This is a genomic window from Streptomyces javensis, from assembly GCF_039525925.1.
Lineage (GTDB): Bacteria > Actinomycetota > Actinomycetes > Streptomycetales > Streptomycetaceae > Streptomyces > Streptomyces asiaticus.
The window spans coordinates 136,894-153,450 of sequence record NZ_BAAAIF010000008.1 but is presented as its reverse complement, the minus strand read 5'-3'; the positions used below and the strand labels follow the sequence as shown (position 1 = coordinate 153,450).

12 protein-coding genes are annotated in these 16,557 nt (G+C 69.4%); 9 read left to right on the top strand and 3 right to left on the bottom strand.

The window, feature by feature from the left end:
* Window positions 1-94 precede the first annotated feature (94 nt).
* The 7 genes from ABD329_RS10565 (at window position 95) to ABD329_RS10535 (ending at window position 7,701) form a co-directional block, all read left to right on the top strand.
* Complete coding sequence (locus ABD329_RS10565) at window positions 95-856, top strand: DeoR/GlpR family DNA-binding transcription regulator (protein WP_020866433.1); 762 nt, start codon at window positions 95-97, stop codon at window positions 854-856.
* A 50-nt stretch (window positions 857-906) separates the two neighbouring features.
* Window positions 907-2,256, top strand: a complete 1,350-nt coding sequence (locus tag ABD329_RS10560; protein ID WP_198278220.1) for an ABC transporter substrate-binding protein — start codon at window positions 907-909, stop codon at window positions 2,254-2,256.
* Window positions 2,253-3,218, top strand: a complete 966-nt coding sequence (locus ABD329_RS10555; protein ID WP_198278219.1) for a carbohydrate ABC transporter permease — start codon at window positions 2,253-2,255, stop codon at window positions 3,216-3,218. The genes ABD329_RS10560 and ABD329_RS10555 overlap by 4 nt, the downstream gene beginning before the upstream one ends.
* Window positions 3,215-4,093, top strand: coding sequence for a carbohydrate ABC transporter permease (locus tag ABD329_RS10550; protein ID WP_198278218.1), 879 nt, complete (start codon window positions 3,215-3,217; stop codon window positions 4,091-4,093). The genes ABD329_RS10555 and ABD329_RS10550 overlap by 4 nt, the downstream gene beginning before the upstream one ends.
* On the top strand, window positions 4,090-5,079 hold the full coding sequence (locus ABD329_RS10545) for a zinc-dependent alcohol dehydrogenase family protein (RefSeq protein ID WP_198278217.1): 990 nt from the start codon (window positions 4,090-4,092) through the stop codon (window positions 5,077-5,079). Before ABD329_RS10550 ends, ABD329_RS10545 begins: the two co-directional genes overlap by 4 nt.
* 79 nt (window positions 5,080-5,158) lie before the next feature.
* Window positions 5,159-6,529 carry an NAD(P)/FAD-dependent oxidoreductase gene (locus tag ABD329_RS10540; protein WP_344316262.1) on the top strand — a complete coding sequence of 457 codons (1,371 nt, stop codon included), beginning with the start codon at window positions 5,159-5,161 and terminating at the stop codon, window positions 6,527-6,529.
* 374 nt (window positions 6,530-6,903) lie between these two features.
* Window positions 6,904-7,701: a DeoR/GlpR family DNA-binding transcription regulator gene (locus tag ABD329_RS10535; protein ID WP_198277274.1), complete on the top strand. Its 798-nt coding sequence runs from the start codon at window positions 6,904-6,906 to the stop codon at window positions 7,699-7,701.
* A 77-nt stretch (window positions 7,702-7,778) separates the two neighbouring features.
* On the opposite strand, the gene ABD329_RS10530 is transcribed toward ABD329_RS10535, so the two are convergent.
* A complete protein-coding gene (locus ABD329_RS10530) occupies window positions 7,779-8,348 on the bottom strand; it encodes a snapalysin family zinc-dependent metalloprotease (RefSeq protein ID WP_309142724.1) in 570 nt (189 codons plus the stop codon).
* Window positions 8,349-8,506: 158 nt separating this feature from the next.
* On the opposite strand from ABD329_RS10530, the gene recQ reads away from it, so the two are divergent.
* The gene (gene recQ / locus ABD329_RS10525) at window positions 8,507-10,378 is read left to right on the top strand and encodes a DNA helicase RecQ (RefSeq protein WP_198277266.1); all 1,872 of its coding nucleotides are present in this window, start codon (window positions 8,507-8,509) and stop codon (window positions 10,376-10,378) included.
* 207 nt (window positions 10,379-10,585) lie between these two features.
* On the opposite strand, the gene ABD329_RS10520 is transcribed toward recQ, so the two are convergent.
* Together ABD329_RS10520 and ABD329_RS10515 are read right to left on the bottom strand one after the other, a co-directional pair.
* Window positions 10,586-12,739, bottom strand: coding sequence for an OmpL47-type beta-barrel domain-containing protein (locus tag ABD329_RS10520; protein ID WP_246618466.1), 2,154 nt, complete (start codon window positions 12,737-12,739; stop codon window positions 10,586-10,588).
* 62 nt (window positions 12,740-12,801) lie between these two features.
* Window positions 12,802-15,279 carry a ThuA domain-containing protein gene (locus ABD329_RS10515; protein ID WP_246618463.1) on the bottom strand — a complete coding sequence of 826 codons (2,478 nt, stop codon included), beginning with the start codon at window positions 15,277-15,279 and terminating at the stop codon, window positions 12,802-12,804.
* A 223-nt stretch (window positions 15,280-15,502) separates the two neighbouring features.
* Between ABD329_RS10515 and ABD329_RS10510 the strand changes: the two genes are divergently transcribed.
* Complete coding sequence (locus ABD329_RS10510; protein ID WP_198277267.1) at window positions 15,503-16,516, top strand: multicopper oxidase domain-containing protein; 1,014 nt, start codon at window positions 15,503-15,505, stop codon at window positions 16,514-16,516.
* Window positions 16,517-16,557: the final 41 nt, after the last annotated feature.

Genomic DNA, 16,557 nt, shown 5'->3' with positions numbered 1-16,557 from the left:
CGGTCACGATCTCTGTGGTGCCAAGGCTGGCTTCCCCTGTTGCACGCTTGTAAAACTGCCACGCAAGCCGAAAGACCTAGGCAGGAGGTGCGGCGTGGACGCGGAGGAACGCCGTCGGGAGATCCTCGACACGGCTCGCCGTGCCGGCGTCGTCGACGTCGGCAAGCTCGCCGCCGACCTCGGGGTGTCCAAGGAGACGGTGCGCCGCGATCTGCGGGTCCTGGAACAGCACGGACTGGTGCGGCGTACCCATGGCGGCGCCTACCCCGTGGAGAGCGCCGGTTTCGAGACCACCCTCGCCTTCCGCACCACCATGCACGTACCGGAGAAGTCGCGGATCGCGACCGCGGCGGCCGATCTGCTGGGCGACGCCGAGACGGTCTTCATCGACGAGGGATTCACCCCGCAGCTGATCGCGGAGGCCCTGCCCAGGGACCGGCCGCTCACCGTGATCACCGCGTCCCTCACGACCGCCACCGGCCTCGCCACCCGTGACAACACCACCGTGCTGCTCCTCGGCGGACGGGTGCGCGGGGGCACGATGGCCACCGTCGACCACTGGGCGACCCATATGCTCTCGGGCTTCGTCATCGACCTGGCGTTCATCGGCGCCAACGGCATCTCCCGCCAGTACGGCCTGACCACCCCTGATCCGGCGGTCAGCGAGGTCAAGGCGCAGGTGGTGCGGGTGTCCCGGCGGAAGATCTTCTCCGGGGTGCACACCAAGTTCGGAGCCGTCAGCTTCTGCCGGTTCGCAGATGTCTCGGACTTCGAAACGATCGTGACCGACACGGGTCTGCCGCTGACCGAGGCACACCGCTATTCGCTGCTGGGCCCCCAGATCGTCAGGGTCTGACGCCCTCCCCCGCTGTTTTCCTTCCCCACGTCCCTTCGATTGGACCCGTTATGCCAGTCCTGACTCTTCGTGCTGCCCGGATACCGGTGGTGGCCCTGACCGCGGGCGCGCTCCTGACCGGTTGCGCCGGTATGGGGGGCGGCAGCTCAGGCGACAAGACCATCCGCGTCCTGATGGTGAACAACCCGCAGATGGTGGACCTGCAAAAGCTCACCAAGAAGTACTTCACCAAGGAAACGGGCATCAGGGTCGATTTCACGTTGATGCCCGAGAACGAGGTCCGCGACAAGATCAGTCAGGACTTCGCCAATCAGGCGCGCCAGTACGACGTGGCCACCATCAGCAATTTCGAGGTGCCGTTCTACGCGAAGAACGGCTGGCTGATGCCGCTGGACGGCTACGCCGCCAAGGACAAGGCATTCGACCAGAAGGACGTCCTCCCCTCGATGCGGCAGTCGCTGACCGCCGAGGACGGCAAGCTCTACGCCGAGCCCTTCTACGGTGAGTCGTCGTTCCTGATGTACCGCAAGGACGTCCTCGCCGAGAAGCATCTGAAGATGCCCGAGCGGCCCACCTGGCAGCAGGTCGCGGACATCGCGTCCAAGGTGGACGGCGCCCGCAAGGGGATGAACGGCATCTGCCTGCGCGGACTGCCCGGCTGGGGCGAGCTGATGGCCCCGCTCACCACGGTGGTCAACACCTTCGGCGGCACCTGGTTCACCAAGGACTGGAAGGCGCGGCTGGACTCGCCCGAGTTCACCAAGGCGACCAAGTTCTACGTCGACCTGGTGCGCAAGCACGGTGAGGCCGGTGCGGCCCAGTCGGGCTTCGCCGAGTGCCTGAACAACCTCACCCAGGGCAAGAGCGCCATGTGGTACGACGCCACCTCGGCCGCCGGGTCGCTGGAGGCCGCGAAGTCCCCGGTCAAGGGCAAGATCGGCTATGTCCAGGCGCCGGTGGTGAAGACCGACAGCTCGGGCTGGCTCTACACCTGGGCCTGGGGCGTCCAGAAGGCGACGCGCCACCCCGACAACGCGTGGAAGTTCATCTCCTGGGCATCCAGCAAGAAGTACGAGGAACTGGTCGGCAAGAGCTTCGGCTATGCCAACGTACCCGCGGGCAAACGGTCGTCCACCTATTCCAATCCGGACTACCGCGACACCGCCGGCTCCTTCTCCGAGGAGACCCGCAAGGCGATCCTCGCCGCCAAGCCGCGTGATCCGGGAGTGCAGCCCCGGCCGACGATCGGCATCCAGTTCGTCGATATCCCCGAATTCGCCGACCTGGGCACCAAGGTCGCCCAGGAGATCAGCGCCGCCATCGCCGGAAAGCAATCCGTCGAGTCGGCATTGAAGAAGTCGCAGAAGCTGGCCGAGAAGGTCGGCGAGGAGTACCGATGAGTAATCCGACGACGGCAGTACCCGTGAGTGGCCAGCGGCCACCGACCGCGGCCCCCGCCTCCGCGGGGCGCCCCAAGGCGACCCGGAACCGGGCCCGGGAGTGGGCCACCCGGGCACCGCTGCTGCCCGCGCTGATCTTCCTGATCGTGGTCACCCAGCTTCCCTTCGTGGCCACGCTGGTGATCTCGCTCTTCGACTGGAACTCGTTCCGGCCCGACCGCCGCGCGTTCGCGGGGCTGGACAACTACAAGACGGTGCTCAGCGACGATTCGCTGCGCGAGTCCATCGTCACCACCGTGCTGCTGACCGCCTCCGTGGTGATCGTCAGCGTGGTGCTGGGGCTGCTGCTGGCGCTGCTGCTGGACCGCAAGTTCCGCGGCCGGGGCCTGGTCCGCACCATGCTCATCGCGCCGTTCCTGCTGGTGCCGGTGGCCTCGGCGCTGCTGTGGAAGCACGCGCTCTACAACCCCGAGTACGGCCTGTTCAACGGCGTGCTCAACTGGCTGGGCGGGCCCCAGCCGGAGTGGCTCACCGATACGCCGCTGATCGCGGTGGAGGCGTCGCTGATCTGGCAGTGGACGCCGTTCATGATGCTCATCCTGCTGGCCGGACTACAGAGCAAGCCGCTGGACATGGTCGAGGCGGCCCGGCTGGACGGGGCCGGCAACTGGCAGATCTTCCGCTTTCTGACGCTTCCGCATCTGCGCCGCTATCTGGAGCTCGGCACCCTGCTGGGGTCCATCTACATCGTGCAGAACTTCGACGCCGTCTTCACCATGACCCGCGGTGGCCTGGACACCGCGAACCTCCCCTACACCATCTACGAAACCTTCTACAACGCCCACGAGTACGGGCTGGCATCGGCGGCGGGAGTCGTGGTGGTGATCGGCACGATCATCATCGCCACCTTCGCGCTGCGCGTGGTGTCGTCCCTCTTCCGTGAGGAGGCGTCCCGCGCATGACCGCCGTGAGCACCCCGGTGACCATCACATCCGTTCCGGAAGCCACCCGCCGGGCCAAGCGGCGCGGTGCCGCGCTCGGCGTGCTGGCCTGGTTCGTCGGCATCGTCTTCGTACTGCCCGTGCTGTGGATGCTGCTGACCTCGTTCCACTCCGAGGCCGACGCCGCCACCAACCCGCCGTCGCTGGCCGCTCCGCTGACCCTCGACGGGTACAAGGACTTCTTCGGTGTGGGCGGCGGGGCGAGCCCCTGGCCCGCGCTGCTCAACTCGGTGGGCACATCCCTCTTCTCCACCTGCTTCGTGCTGCTGCTGGCGCTTCCGGCGGCGTTCGCGCTGTCGATCCGGCCGGTGCGCAAGTGGACGGATGTGATGTTCTTCTTCCTGTCCACGAAGATGCTGCCGGTGGTGGCCGGACTGCTGCCGGTGTTCCTGTTCGCCAGGGACATCAACTTCCTGGACAACGTCTGGCTGCTGGTCATCCTCTACACCTCGATGAACCTGCCGATCGCGGTGTGGATGATGCAGTCCTTCCTCGCCGACATCCCGGTCTCGATCATCGAGGCCGCCCAGATGGACGGGGCCCGGCTGCCCACCATCCTGTGGCGGGTCGTGGCCCCGATCGCGGGTCCGGGCATCGCCGCCACCTCGCTGATCTGTTTCATCTTCAGCTGGAACGAGATGCTCTTCGCCCAAGTGCTCACCGGTGTGGTCGCCCAGACCGCCCCGGCGTTCCTGACCACCTTCGTGACCAGCCAGGGGCTGTTCCTGGCCAAGGTGTGCGCCGCGTCGATGGTCATTTCCCTGCCGGTGCTCGCCGCCGGTTTCGCCGCCCAGGACAAGCTGGTCCAGGGCCTGTCGCTAGGAGCAGTCAAATGAGGGCCGCAGTCATCGAAGCCCCCGGGAAGGTCACCGTCGCCACCGTCGCGGACCCCACCCCGGGCCCCCGTGAGGTCGTGGTGGATGTGGCGGCCTGCGGGCTGTGCGGCACCGATCTGCACATCCTCCAGGGGGAGTTCGCGCCCACGCTGCCGATCGTCCCCGGGCATGAGTTCGCCGGTGAGGTCGTGGGTATCGGCAGCGATGTCACCGAGCTGGCGGTGGGCGACCGGGTCGCCGTGGACCCGTCCCTGCACTGCCACGAGTGCCGCTACTGCCGGATCGGCCGGGGCAATCTGTGCGACAACTGGAACGCGATCGGGGTCAGCGTCCCCGGCGGGGCCGCCGAGTTCGCGGTGGCCCCGGTGGCCAACTGCGTCAAGCTGCCCGAGCAGGTGGAGGTGGCGGACGCGGCCCTGATCGAGCCGCTGTCCTGCGCGGTGCGCGGCTATGACGTGCTCAACGGCAACCTGGGCGCCGAGGTGCTCATCTACGGCTCCGGCACCATGGGGCTGATGATGCTGGAGCTGGCCAAGCGGACCGGCGCCACCAGCGTGGACATGCTGGATGTCAACGCCGAGCGGCTGTCCACCGCCACCACCCTCGGCTGCTCCCGGTCCGCCGCCTCGGCGGACGAGCTGGACCAGCCGCGGGGTTGGGACGTGGTCATCGACGCCACCGGCAACCAGGCCGCCATTCAGGACGGCCTGGGCCGGGTGGCCAAAGCCGGAACGTTCCTTCAGTTCGGCGTCTCCGACTACGCGACGCGGGCCACCATCGAGCCGTACAAGATCTACAACCAGGAGATCACCATCACCGGCTCGATGGCCGTGCTGCACAGCTACGAGCGTGCCGCCGGGCTGTTCGCGAGCGGGGTGCTGGACCCGAAGATCTTCATCAGCCACCGGATGCCGCTGGAGGAGTACCCCAAGGCGCTCGACCAGTTCAAGGCGGGAGTCGGCCGGAAGATCGTGGTCGTCCCGTAACCGAGTGTGGTTGACGGCCCAAGCCCGGGACACCAGGCTTGGGCCGTTATCGATCACGGTCGGCGGGAGGGGCGGGCATATGGGCAAGGGCGACGCGGTGGTGGTGGGCGGGGGGTTGGCGGGCACGCTGGCGGCGGGCGCGCTCCTCGGCCACGTCGACACGGTCACCCTGGTGGAGCGCGACCGCTACCCCGACCGGCCCGCCTTCCGCAAGGGCGTCCCCCAGGGCCGCCATCTGCATGTCTTCCTCAGCGGCGGGCGGCGCGCCCTGGAGGAACTGTTCCCCGGGCTGAACGGCGAGTTGGAGGCGGCGGGCGCACATCGCCTCGAGGCGCCGCGCGATGTGATCACCAAGGGCGGCAACGGCTGGCAGCGCCGCTTCCACGAGGGCAGACACGCCACCACCAGCTGCACCCGGGCACTGTTCGACGCCACCGTACGGGCGCGGGTGCTGGCCGAGGCCGAGGGCTCCGGGACCCGGGTGGAGGTGGTCCAGGGCACCGAGGCCACCGGGCTGCTCGGCGGCGCGGACCGGGTGACCGGCGTACGGGTGCGGGCGCGGGACGCCGGGCGCGCCGAGCGGGAGGTGCGGGCCGATCTGGTCGTCGACGCCTCGGGGCGCGGCTCGCGCGCCCCCAAGTGGCTGGCGGAGCTGGGCGCTCCGGCGCCGCGCGAGGAGGTCGTCGACGCCGGGATCGGCTACTGCACCCAGATGTTCCGGCCCGCCGAGCCGCTGGACATGGTGATGGTCGTCCAGCCGCGCCCGGACTGTCCGCGCGGCGCGGCCTGGTCCCCGGTCGAGGGCGGCAACTGGCTGCTGACGCTGTCGGGGGTGCGCGGTCAGCATCCGCCGACCGAGGGCTCGGAGGTGCCCGGCTTCGTCAAGTCCCTGGGCGAGCCCGCGCTGTACGAGCATCTGCTGACCTGTGAGCCGGTGTCCCCGCCGTACGGGTTCCGCGACACCTCCAACCGCCGCCGCCACTATGACGCGCCGGGCGGGGTGCCCGAGGGGTTCCTCGCGGTCTCGGACGCCGCCTGCACCTTCAACCCGATCTACGGCCAGGGCATGGCGGTGGCCGCCCTCAGCGGGCTGGCCCTGCGCCGCTGCCTGGCCGAGGGGGGTCTGCGGCCCGGTTTCGCGGCGGCGGCGCAGCGCGCCGTGGCCCGGGCGAGCGACACCGCCTGGCTGACCGCCGTCGGCGCGGACCGCCCGTATGCCGCGGACGGGGACACCACGCCGCCGGGTGCGGCCGAGCGGCTGCGGAGCTGGTACTTCGGGCGGCTGGCGGACCGGGCGGCGGTCGACCGGGTGGTCGGCGCGGCGTTCCGCGATGTCATCTATCTGGCGGCGGGTCCGTCCCGGCTGATGTCCCCTTCGGTCGCCCTGCGGACGGTGCTGCTGCCGAGGGCCCGGGGACTGACCGACCCGCCGCTGCGCGTGGAGAGCTGACCCGGGACGGCGCCCGGAAGGGTGCGCTCGGCCGGTCGCGGTGCGGATGCGCGGCCGCCGCCTGCCTACCGGATCGAGCCCGTCCGCGGCGCGGATCTCCGCGGTGCCGGCCAGCGGGACGATCAACCCGCGGTCGGCGGCGTCGAGGGCCCGGCCGAGCCGGAAGCCGTTGTCGACCGGGACGCGCACCGGACCGGTGAGCTGCGCAGCCTCGTCGTTCCATGCGTGTTATGAGCGGCACACTCGGGTAATTGCACGTAACACGCAAGCATCTCCCCACAGTCTGCGACGAAACGGCGCGAAATGCGCAGACTGATAGGGTTGCTCAGGGCTGCGCAGAGTCGCGCAGAGTTACGGAAGGATGGGGGGCCGTGATGCGTCAGGGGGCCGGGGCGGAGGAGCGCGGACGGCTGCGCGCCGGAGACCGCAGGGAACGGATCGCCCGGATGATCCAGACCGATGGCACGGTCGTCGTGGAGGAGCTGGCCCGTTCGCTGGAGGTGACGCCCTCCACCATCCGCCGGGATCTCGCGCTCCTCACCGAACAGGGCACCATCGCCCGCACCTACGGCGGCGCGATGAGCGCCGGACACACCGCCGAGCCCACCCTGGGGCAGCGCAGCGGGCTCGCGGTCGCGGAGAAGGACCGGATAGGGCGCTGGGCGGCCGCGCGGATCGGGCCGGGCGACACCGTCATCCTCGACGCCGGCACCACCACCGGACGGGTCGCCCACCATCTGCGCGCCCGCGGCGATCTGACCGTGATCACCTGCGGGCTCACCGCGCTGCGCGAGCTGGCCGAGGCGGACGGCATCGAGCTGATCACCCTCGCCGGAACCCTGCGCCATGTCAGCCAGGGCTTCGTCGGACCGCTCGCCGAGCTGACCCTGTCCCGGCTGACCGCGGACAAGGTGTTCCTCGGCGCCGACGGGCTGGACGCGCGGCTGGGGATCTGCGAGGCGAGCCTCCAGCAGACCTCGCTCAAGGAGATGATGGCCGACCGCGGCAAGGAGGTGTACGTCCTGGCCGACAGCAGCAAACTGGGCCAGTCCCCGTTCACCGCCTGGGCGCCGCTGGACCGGCCGTGGACGCTGGTCACCGACGGCGGCGCCACCGATGACCAGCTCGGCCCGTTCCGGGCGCTGCCCGACACCGAAGTGATCATCGTCTGACCGCGCACCACGACGGTGTCGGTGGCGAGGTGGGGTGAGGAGAGCGGGCCGGGAGCCGTGCTCCCGGCCCGCTCGGGTCAGTCCCGGTACATCCGCGGTGTCGCGGCGGCCGTCGCGCCCGCGCCCACGAGGCCGAAGCTGTCCTCGACCTCGGCCTTCTCGGCGGCGTTCGGGTAGGGGTTGGTGCAGGAGACCCCGGCGGTGGAGCCGGACATCAGGCTCGAGCACGGCCCCGGCTTCATGTCCGGCAGACCGAGGATGTGGCCGAGCTCATGCGAGGAGATCCGCACCGTGTTGTAGCCCTCGTCGACGGCCTCGCGGCCGAAGTAGATCGTGCCGCTGCCCAGACCGGTCGAGAGGGTGCGGGGCCAGCCGTTGTCCGCGATGATGCGGACGTTGGCCCGCTGTCCGGACGAGACCGGCTTCAGCTGGACGTTGACCACGCTCTCGTTCCAGATCGCCGCGCCCTTGGCCACGGCGTCCTTGAACTCGGCGGCCCCGCTGGCGTCGTACGTCACCGTCCGCGCGGCGGCGGTGTGCTCGGCCGGGGCGGTGGAGGCGGGGGCGGCGACGGCCTGTCCGGCCGTCAGGGCGAGCACCGCCGTCACCGCGGCGGGTAAGGCACGTATGAACGTGCTGGATCTCACGATCGGCCTCCTCGTGGGGGAAGGATGGACGGAGCAAGTGGGCATGAGCATGGCATGTCGCCGTCTCATCGGCCACTGTGCCCGCCCACCTTCTCTCATCCGGCCGGTTGTCCACAGGTGGTCACCGCGAGTACCTCCCGGCACCCTAGAATCGCCGGATGGCTCTCCCCGACACCGGCCCCGACATGAGCGACGCCCCCGGCCCCGAGACGAGCGAGGCGCTCGGCGTTCTGCACCGCGTCTTCGGTTACGACTCGTTCCGGGGAGGGCAGCAGGAGATCATCGACCATGTGGTGGCCGGTGGTGACGCGCTCGTCCTCATGCCGACCGGCGGTGGCAAATCGCTGTGCTACCAGATCCCGGCGCTGGTGCGGAAGGGCGTCGGTGTCGTCGTCTCGCCCCTGATCGCGCTGATGCAGGACCAGGTCGACGCGTTGCGGAACCTCGGGGTGCGGGCCGGGTTCCTCAACTCCACCCAGGACCTGGACGAGCGGCGGATGGTCGAGGCCGAGTTCCTCGCGGGCGAGCTGGATCTGCTCTATCTCGCGCCGGAGCGGCTGCGGGTCGAGTCCACGCTGCGGCTGCTGGACCGGGGCCGGATCTCGCTGTTCGCCATCGACGAGGCGCACTGTGTGGCCCAGTGGGGGCACGACTTCCGGCCCGACTATCTGGCCCTGTCCGAGCTGCACGAGCGCTGGCCCACCGTGCCCCGGATCGCGCTGACCGCGACCGCCACCGAGGCCACCCACGCCGAGATCGCGTCCCGGCTGAAGCTCCAGGACGCGCTGCACTTCGTGGCCAGCTTCGACCGCCCGAACATCCAGTACCGGATCGTCCCCAAGAACGAGCCGAAGAAGCAGCTGCTGGAGCTGTTGCGCGCCGAGCACCCGGGCGAGGCGGGGATCGTCTACTGCCTGTCCCGCGCCTCGGTGGAGAAGACGGCCGAGTTCCTGGTGGCCCAGGGCATCGACGCGGTGCCGTACCACGCGGGGCTGGACGCGCGGGTCCGCGCCGAGCACCAGGCGCGCTTCCTGCGCGAGGACGGTCTGGTCGTGGTGGCCACGATCGCGTTCGGCATGGGGATCGACAAGCCCGATGTGCGGTTCGTGGCCCATCTGGACCTGCCCAAGTCCGTGGAGGGCTACTACCAGGAGACCGGCCGGGCCGGGCGTGATGGACAGCCCTCCACGGCATGGCTGGCGTACGGGCTCCAGGACGTGATCCAGCAGCGGAAGATGATCGACACTTCCGAGGGCGACGACACCCATCGGCGCCGCCTCGGCGCCCATCTCGACGCGATGCTCGCGCTGTGCGAGACGGCGGAATGCCGCCGGATGGGGCTGCTGGCGTACTTCGGCCAGAAGTCCACCCCCTGCGGCAACTGCGACACCTGCCTCACTCCCCCGGAGTCCTGGGACGGCACCATCCCCGCGCAGAAGCTGCTGTCCACGGTGGTGCGGCTCAAGCGGGAGCGCAACCAGAAGTTCGGCGCGGGGCAGATCATCGACATCCTGCTCGGCAAGAAGACGGCCAAGGTCATCCAGTTCGACCATGACGCGCTGTCGGTGTTCGGTATCGGCACCGAACTGCGCGAGGCCGAATGGCGCGGTGTGGTACGGCAGTTGCTGGCCCAGGGGGTGCTCGGTGTCGAGGGGGACTACGGCACGCTGGTGCTCACCGACGCGAGCGCGGAGGTGCTGAACCGGCAGCGCGAGATCAGGCTGCGGCGCGAGCCGGAGAAGGCGTCGCGCGCCGCAAAGGGGAAGACGGGGACCTCGGGGAAGGCCAAGAAGGCCCCGGTGGATCTGGACGAGGAGGCCGTGCCGGTCTTCGAGGCGCTGCGCGCCTGGCGCGCGGCGACCGCGAAGGAGCAGGGCGTCCCCGCGTATGTGGTCTTCCACGACGCCACCCTGCGGGAGATCGCCACCCGCGCCCCGGCCACGCTCGAGGAGCTCGGCACGGTGAGCGGGGTCGGCGAGAACAAGCTGGTGAAGTACGGCCAGGGGATTCTGGACACCCTGGCGTCCTGACCGCCCCAGCCTCCTGACGATACGTCAAACCCCCGCTTCCGCAAGCCGGGAGCGGGGGTTTGGCAGCTCTGGAGCACGGGGGTTACCGATGAGTGTTACCTGAGGTAACGTCAGGGCCCGTGACCCATGGTCCGTGGCCGCCGGGGACTGGGGTGCTCCGGCGGCCACTCACCCTCGCGCCGTTCCTCATGCCGTACGCGGCGGTTCCTACAGCTCCTTGATGCGGATGTCGCGGTACGAGATCACATCGTCGGTGCTGTGGACCTGGAGACCGATGTACCCGGAGGAGTACCGACGGCCGTCCGTACCGGGGTCGTCCGAGCGCGGCGGGGTGAACACCTGGCCACCGGTGTTGTCGAACTCATTGAGCAGCACACCGTTGCGGTAGATCGAGAAGTGCTGACCGACCACCCGGATCTCGTAGTCGTTCCAGCTGCCCTTGGGGGTGACCCCCGCCCCGGCCAGCCCGACCCGGTCGAAGCCGTAGATCGATCCGGTCTTGTACATATCGCCGTCCGGGCGGTCGAGGATCTGCACCTCGTGCCCGTACTTGATGGCGACCCACTCCGGGCGGGACTCCTCGGGGTGGTCATGGACGTACGGGAAGCGCACGAACACACCTCCGTTGGCATTGCCCGTCCCGGGTGCGTCATCGCGGAACTGGAGCTTCAGCGAGAAGTCGTCGTACGTCCGCTGCGGGAACCACAGCATGCCCATGCCCTCGACCGAGGTGTCGCTGGTCATGCTGCCGTCGTCATTGAGACCGAAGGCCCCGCCACCCACGTGCTGCCACTTGTCGAAGGACTTCTTGGTGCCGTCGAACAGCGGACGGTAGCCCTCGCTCTGACCGGGCTTGCCGATCCCGGACTGCTTGGCCGCCTTGTTGATCGCCCGGTACTCGCGCTGGTCGACGACGCCGTCGGCGAGCAGCTTGTCGGTGACGGCGGTGACGTGCTTGAGGAAGAGGGCGTGGGAGGACCAGTCCTTCTCGTCCTCGATCAGCTCATTGATGGTGCAGCGGCTGCGGGTGATGCGGTTGGGGACACCGGTGTCCACCGTGCCGACGATCACCGTGAGGCGCTCGTCCCACTCCGGACACGCGGGTGCGGGCACGCCGCCGCCCTCGGCCACGGTGAAGGCGATCTGCCGGGCCTCGGAGGTGTTGCCTGCCTTGTCGGTGGCGCGGAACGCCACGGTGTGACGGCCCACCCGGTCCACCACCACGGGGGTGGCGTAGGCGAGGTACGGACCGCTGTCCAGGGAGTACTCGACCTTCTCCACCCCGGAGTCGTCGTCCGCGGCGGTGAGCGTGACCTTGGCGCTGCCCACATAGGCGCCGTCGGAGTTCTTGGTGCCGTCGACCTGCGCGGAGGTCACCGGGGGAATGGTGTCCTCGGCCGGCGGTACCACCACCGTGAAGTCCACCGACTTCACGGCCGACACGTTCCCCGCCTTGTCCGCCGCCCGGAAGCGCACCGTGTGCGCGCCCGCGTCATGGACCATCACCGGACCGGTGTAGGGCTGGAACTCCCCCTGGCCCAGGGCGTAGTCGATCCGGTTGACCCCGGAGCCGGTGTCGGAGGCGGTGACGGTCACGGTGGCCATGCCGATGTACGCACCGGAGGGGTCCTTCTCACCGGAGACGGTGGCCGAGGTCTCCGGCGGTGTGGTGTCGTCCGTCGGCGGCGCCACCACGGTGAAGTCCACCGACTTCACCTCGGATACGTTCCCCGCCTTGTCCACCGCCCGGTAGCGGATGGTGTGCTGCCCGACCTGGTGGACCATCACCGGGGCGGTGTAGGGCTGGAAGGCCCCGTCGCCCTCGGCGAACTCGATCCGGTCCACACCGGAGCCCTCGTCGGTGGCGGACACCGAGACGGTGGCCATCCCGATGTACGCGCCGTCAGCGTTCTTCTCGCCCTCGACCTTCGCCGTGGCCTCGGGCGCGGTGGTGTCCTCGCCCCCGCCACCGTCGGTGACCACCAGGATGCCCTGCATCTGGCCGTGGCCGGGGATGGTGCAGTGGTAGCGGTAGCGGCCGGGGCTGAGGGTGACCTCGGCGGTGTGCTTGCCGCCGCTGTCGTCCGAGGGGTTGGCGAGGATGTTCAGCGGGACGTCGTTGTTGTACTCCGGGTCGGAGACATCGAACGTCAGGGTGTGCGGCATCCCCATGGTGTTGCCGGTGGCCGTGCTGTTCTCGAAGACGATGGTGGTCTTCCCGGCGACCGCGGTGGTGGGCGCCGAGGCGTACTTGGTGATGTCGTCACCCGCGGTCCAGGTGAGGGTCTGCTGGGCGGCCTGCCGGGTGTCGTCCTGCCCGTAGGCCACCGTCGCCGTGGCCGAGCTCAGCCCGAGGACCATGAGCAGTGCGGCGAGCAGCGGCAGCCAGGGTCTGATGGGTTTGGGGCGCCTTCGTTTCACGGTCACTCCGCCTTCCTGGCCAGATCCTGGGCGAGCGGAGTGGGCTCGCCGCCGTTGTACGTGATGTGCCACAGCGCCGACTTGGAGTCGGAGGTGAAGAAGCCGCGCCCGTAGTCGAGGACGTAGAGCGAGCCGTCCGGGGCGAACTTCCAGTCCATGAGGTTGCGGATGCCGTCGGCGCCCACCGGGATGATCTTCTTGAGGGATTCGGCGTGCACCGGCAGCCCGCCCTTGCCGACGGTCTTGGGGTCGGTCAGCACCGCGTGGCGCGGCTGGTCGGCGTCGTAGAAGTCGCCGACGAACCACTTGCCGTCCCAGTACTGGGGCCATTTGGTGGTGCTGTCACTGGAGGCGTCGTACCGGTAGACCGGGCCGTTCATGGTGGCCTGGCCGCCGCCCTTGAGCCACGGCAGCAGGTACTTGGCCTCCGACGTCTTGTAGCTGGGGATGCCGTTCGCGTCCCGCGGGTAGTCGGGGGCGCCGCCCTGGGGCGAGTACCAGATGGTGTTCCCGGTGATGGGCGGCAGGTTCACCAGACCGTCGTTGTTGGGCGACTCGTTCTTGGGGTGGTCGCAGTCGTACCAGCCCAGCGGCTTGCTGGGGTCGGGCAGATTGCGGTCCCGGTAGGGCTGCTTGTTGCCCATGCAGAACGGCCAGCCGTGGTTGCCCGCCTTGGTGATGGCGGCGAAGGTGTCGTACTTGGCCGGGCCCCAGGTGGTGCTGGGCTCGCCCGCGTCGGGGCCGACCCAGCCCGCGTAGAGGATGTCGGTCTTCTGGTCCACGAAGATCCGGGCCGGGTTGCGCACCCCCATCACATAGATCTCGCCACGGGTCTTAGCCCCGCCCTCGTCGGGCTCCTTGCCGGTGAAGAGATTGCCCTCGGGGAGGGTGTAGGTGCCGTCGTCCTCGGGGTGGATCCGCAGGATCTTACCGTTGAGGTTGTGGGTGTTGCCCGCGGTGCGGCGGGCGTCGGCGAAGGAGACGCCCTTGTAGTTCGGCTGCGGGTTGTTGCCCGAGTAGCCGTCGCTGAACTGGGAGGAGTTGTTGTCCCCGGTGGCGATGTAGAGGTTGCCCTTGGAGTCCCAGCTCATCCCGCCGCCCGCGTGGCAGCAGCTGTGGATCTGGACCGGCCAGGAGAGCAGGACCTTCTCCGAGCCCAGGTCCAGTTTGTTGGTCTTCAGGTCCAGGGTGAACCGGGAGACGCGGCGCTCGGCCATCTGGGTGTCCCGGTTGATCCGGGAGTGCGGGGTGTAGTGCAGATACACCCAGCCGTTGGTGAGGAAGTCCGGGTCCAGCTCGATGCCGAGCAGCCCCTCCTCGACCTTGATCAGCTCATCGCCGCCGCCCTTGTTGCCGAAGACGGTCAGGGCGCCCGCGAGCGTCACCTTGCCGGTGGCCGGGTCGTAGACATGGATCTGGCCCTGGCCCTTGCCGATGTCCGGGTCATTCCAGTCGGTGACCACGGGCGCGCTGTTGTCGCCGCCGCCCCGGCCGATGTACAGCACCCGGCCGTCCTTGGCGACGACGAGGCCGTGCGGCTCGCCGATCTGGTCGGACTGGCCCGGCTGATTGGGCTTGGTGACCCGCTCGGCCTTGTAGTTCGCGTTGATGGTGGCCTTGCAGTCGGCGCGGGAGAGCCGGGTGGTCCACAGCAGCGCGCCGCGCAGATGGGCGCGGAAGTCGGTCTCCTGGAAGGTGGACACCGTGCCGCCCATGCCGGTGTAGAAGGAGCGGCCGCCGTCGTAGTCACGGCACCAGGAGATCGGGTGGTCCGCGCCGTTGGCGCCGGCGCCCGGCTGGTAGCTGGACTCGCGGACCCGGGCCACGGTGTGCACCGTGCCGGAGGGGTTGTCCTTCCAGTTGGTCCAGGTGTCGGTGCGCTTCCACTCCAGCGGCAGCTCCTTGGTGGCCGGGTGGACGCGGTCGCCGACCTCCACCACGGCCCGCTGGGCGGTGGCCGGGCTGGTGGCCGCCGGACGGGCGCCGATCAGCCCGCCGTACCAGTCGGAGTACGGCTCGTTGCGGGCCGCGTCATGGATGCCCAGGAAGCCGCCGCCCGCCTCCATGTACGCCTCGAGCCCCGCCTCCTGCTCGGGGTCGAGCACATCGCCGGAGCCGGTCAGGAAGACCACGGCGTTGTACTTGCCGAGCCGGGGCTTGGTGAAGACCGAGGCGTCGGCGGTGGCGTCGACGGTGAACCGGGTTGCCGCGGGGCCCTGGTTGCCGATCCGCTCGATGGCCTCGATGCCCGCGTTCACCGTGGCCGGCTCGTCCCCGGCCGAGCCGTGGAACACCAGGACCCGGACGTTGTCACCGCCGGGCGGCGACGGCAGCGTGAGTGGCGCACGATCCTCGGGCCGGGCGCTGGCGGGGGTCCCGCCCAGCAGGGTCGCGGTGAGGGCGCCGAAGAGCAGTGCCGCCACCCCCGCGCGTCTCCTTCGCAGCCGACCGACTGTCAGCCCTCTCCTTTTTGAGGGCATTTGGTACGGTATGTCCCGCATTGGTCACCCATCCCTCTCACGTACCTATAACACCGCTGAAGGAAGCTAGACGGCTTTTCGCAAGTCGCCAATAGCTATGACCGCAACTCAACGAACTTTGTCCTGAGTGTGGATGAACGAGCATCCCCCGGCTACCGTGAAAGCACCCCGGGGCATCTGCGCATCGTCAACGGCAGGGGATCCACAGCGATTTGGGAGAACGATGAGCGACGCACCCGGCTTCACCTCCAGACGCGGTCTCAGCAGACGGCTCTTCACCGGCGGCGCGGCCGCCGCGGCCGTCGGACCGCTGGCCCTCACCTCCCCCGCCGCCGCGAAGGCGCCGAAGACCCCGGCGGCCCGATCCGGCGGAGTCAGAACGGCGGCCGCGGGCGGCACGGTCCGCCATCTCAAGCTCTACGCGGAGAAGCTGCCGGACGGATCGATGGGGTACGGACTCGAGAAGGGCAAGGCCAGCATCCCCGGTCCGCTGATCGAGCTGACCGAGGGCGACACCCTGCACATCGAGTTCGAGAACACCATGGACGTCACGGCCAGCCTCCATGTGCACGGCCTGGACTACGACGTCGCCAGCGACGGCACCCAGCTCAACCGCAGCGCCGTGGAGCCGGGCGGCACCCGCACCTACACCTGGCGCACCCACACCCCGGGCAAGCGCGCCGACGGCACCTGGCGGCCGGGCAGCGCGGGCTACTGGCACTACCACGACCACGCGGTGGGCACCCCGCACGGCACCGGCGGCCTCCGAAAGGGGCTGTACGGACCGGTGGTGGTGCGGCGGGCGGGTGACATCCTGCCGGACAAGCAGTTCACGATCGTCTTCAACGACATGACGATCAACAACAAGGCGGGGCATGACGCCCCCGAGTTCCGGGCCACAGTGGGTGACCGCGTCGAGATCATCATGATCACCCACGGCGAGTACTACCACACCTTTCATATGCACGGGCATCGGTGGGCGGACAACCGCACCGGGCTGCTGGAGGGCCCGGACGATGTGAGCCGGGTCATCGACAACAAGATCACCGGGCCCGCCGACTCCTTCGGCTTCCAGGTGATCGCCGGGGAGAACGTCGGCGCGGGCGCCTGGATGTACCACTGCCATGTGCAGAGCCACTCCGACATGGGCATGGCCGGGCTGTTCCTGGTCGCCAAGGCCGATGGCACCATCCCCGGCTACGACCCGCACCGGCTGTCGGCGCACCGCCCGGGGTAGCCGCCGGAGCGACACGACGGGGCGGGCCGCCCGGCCCGCCC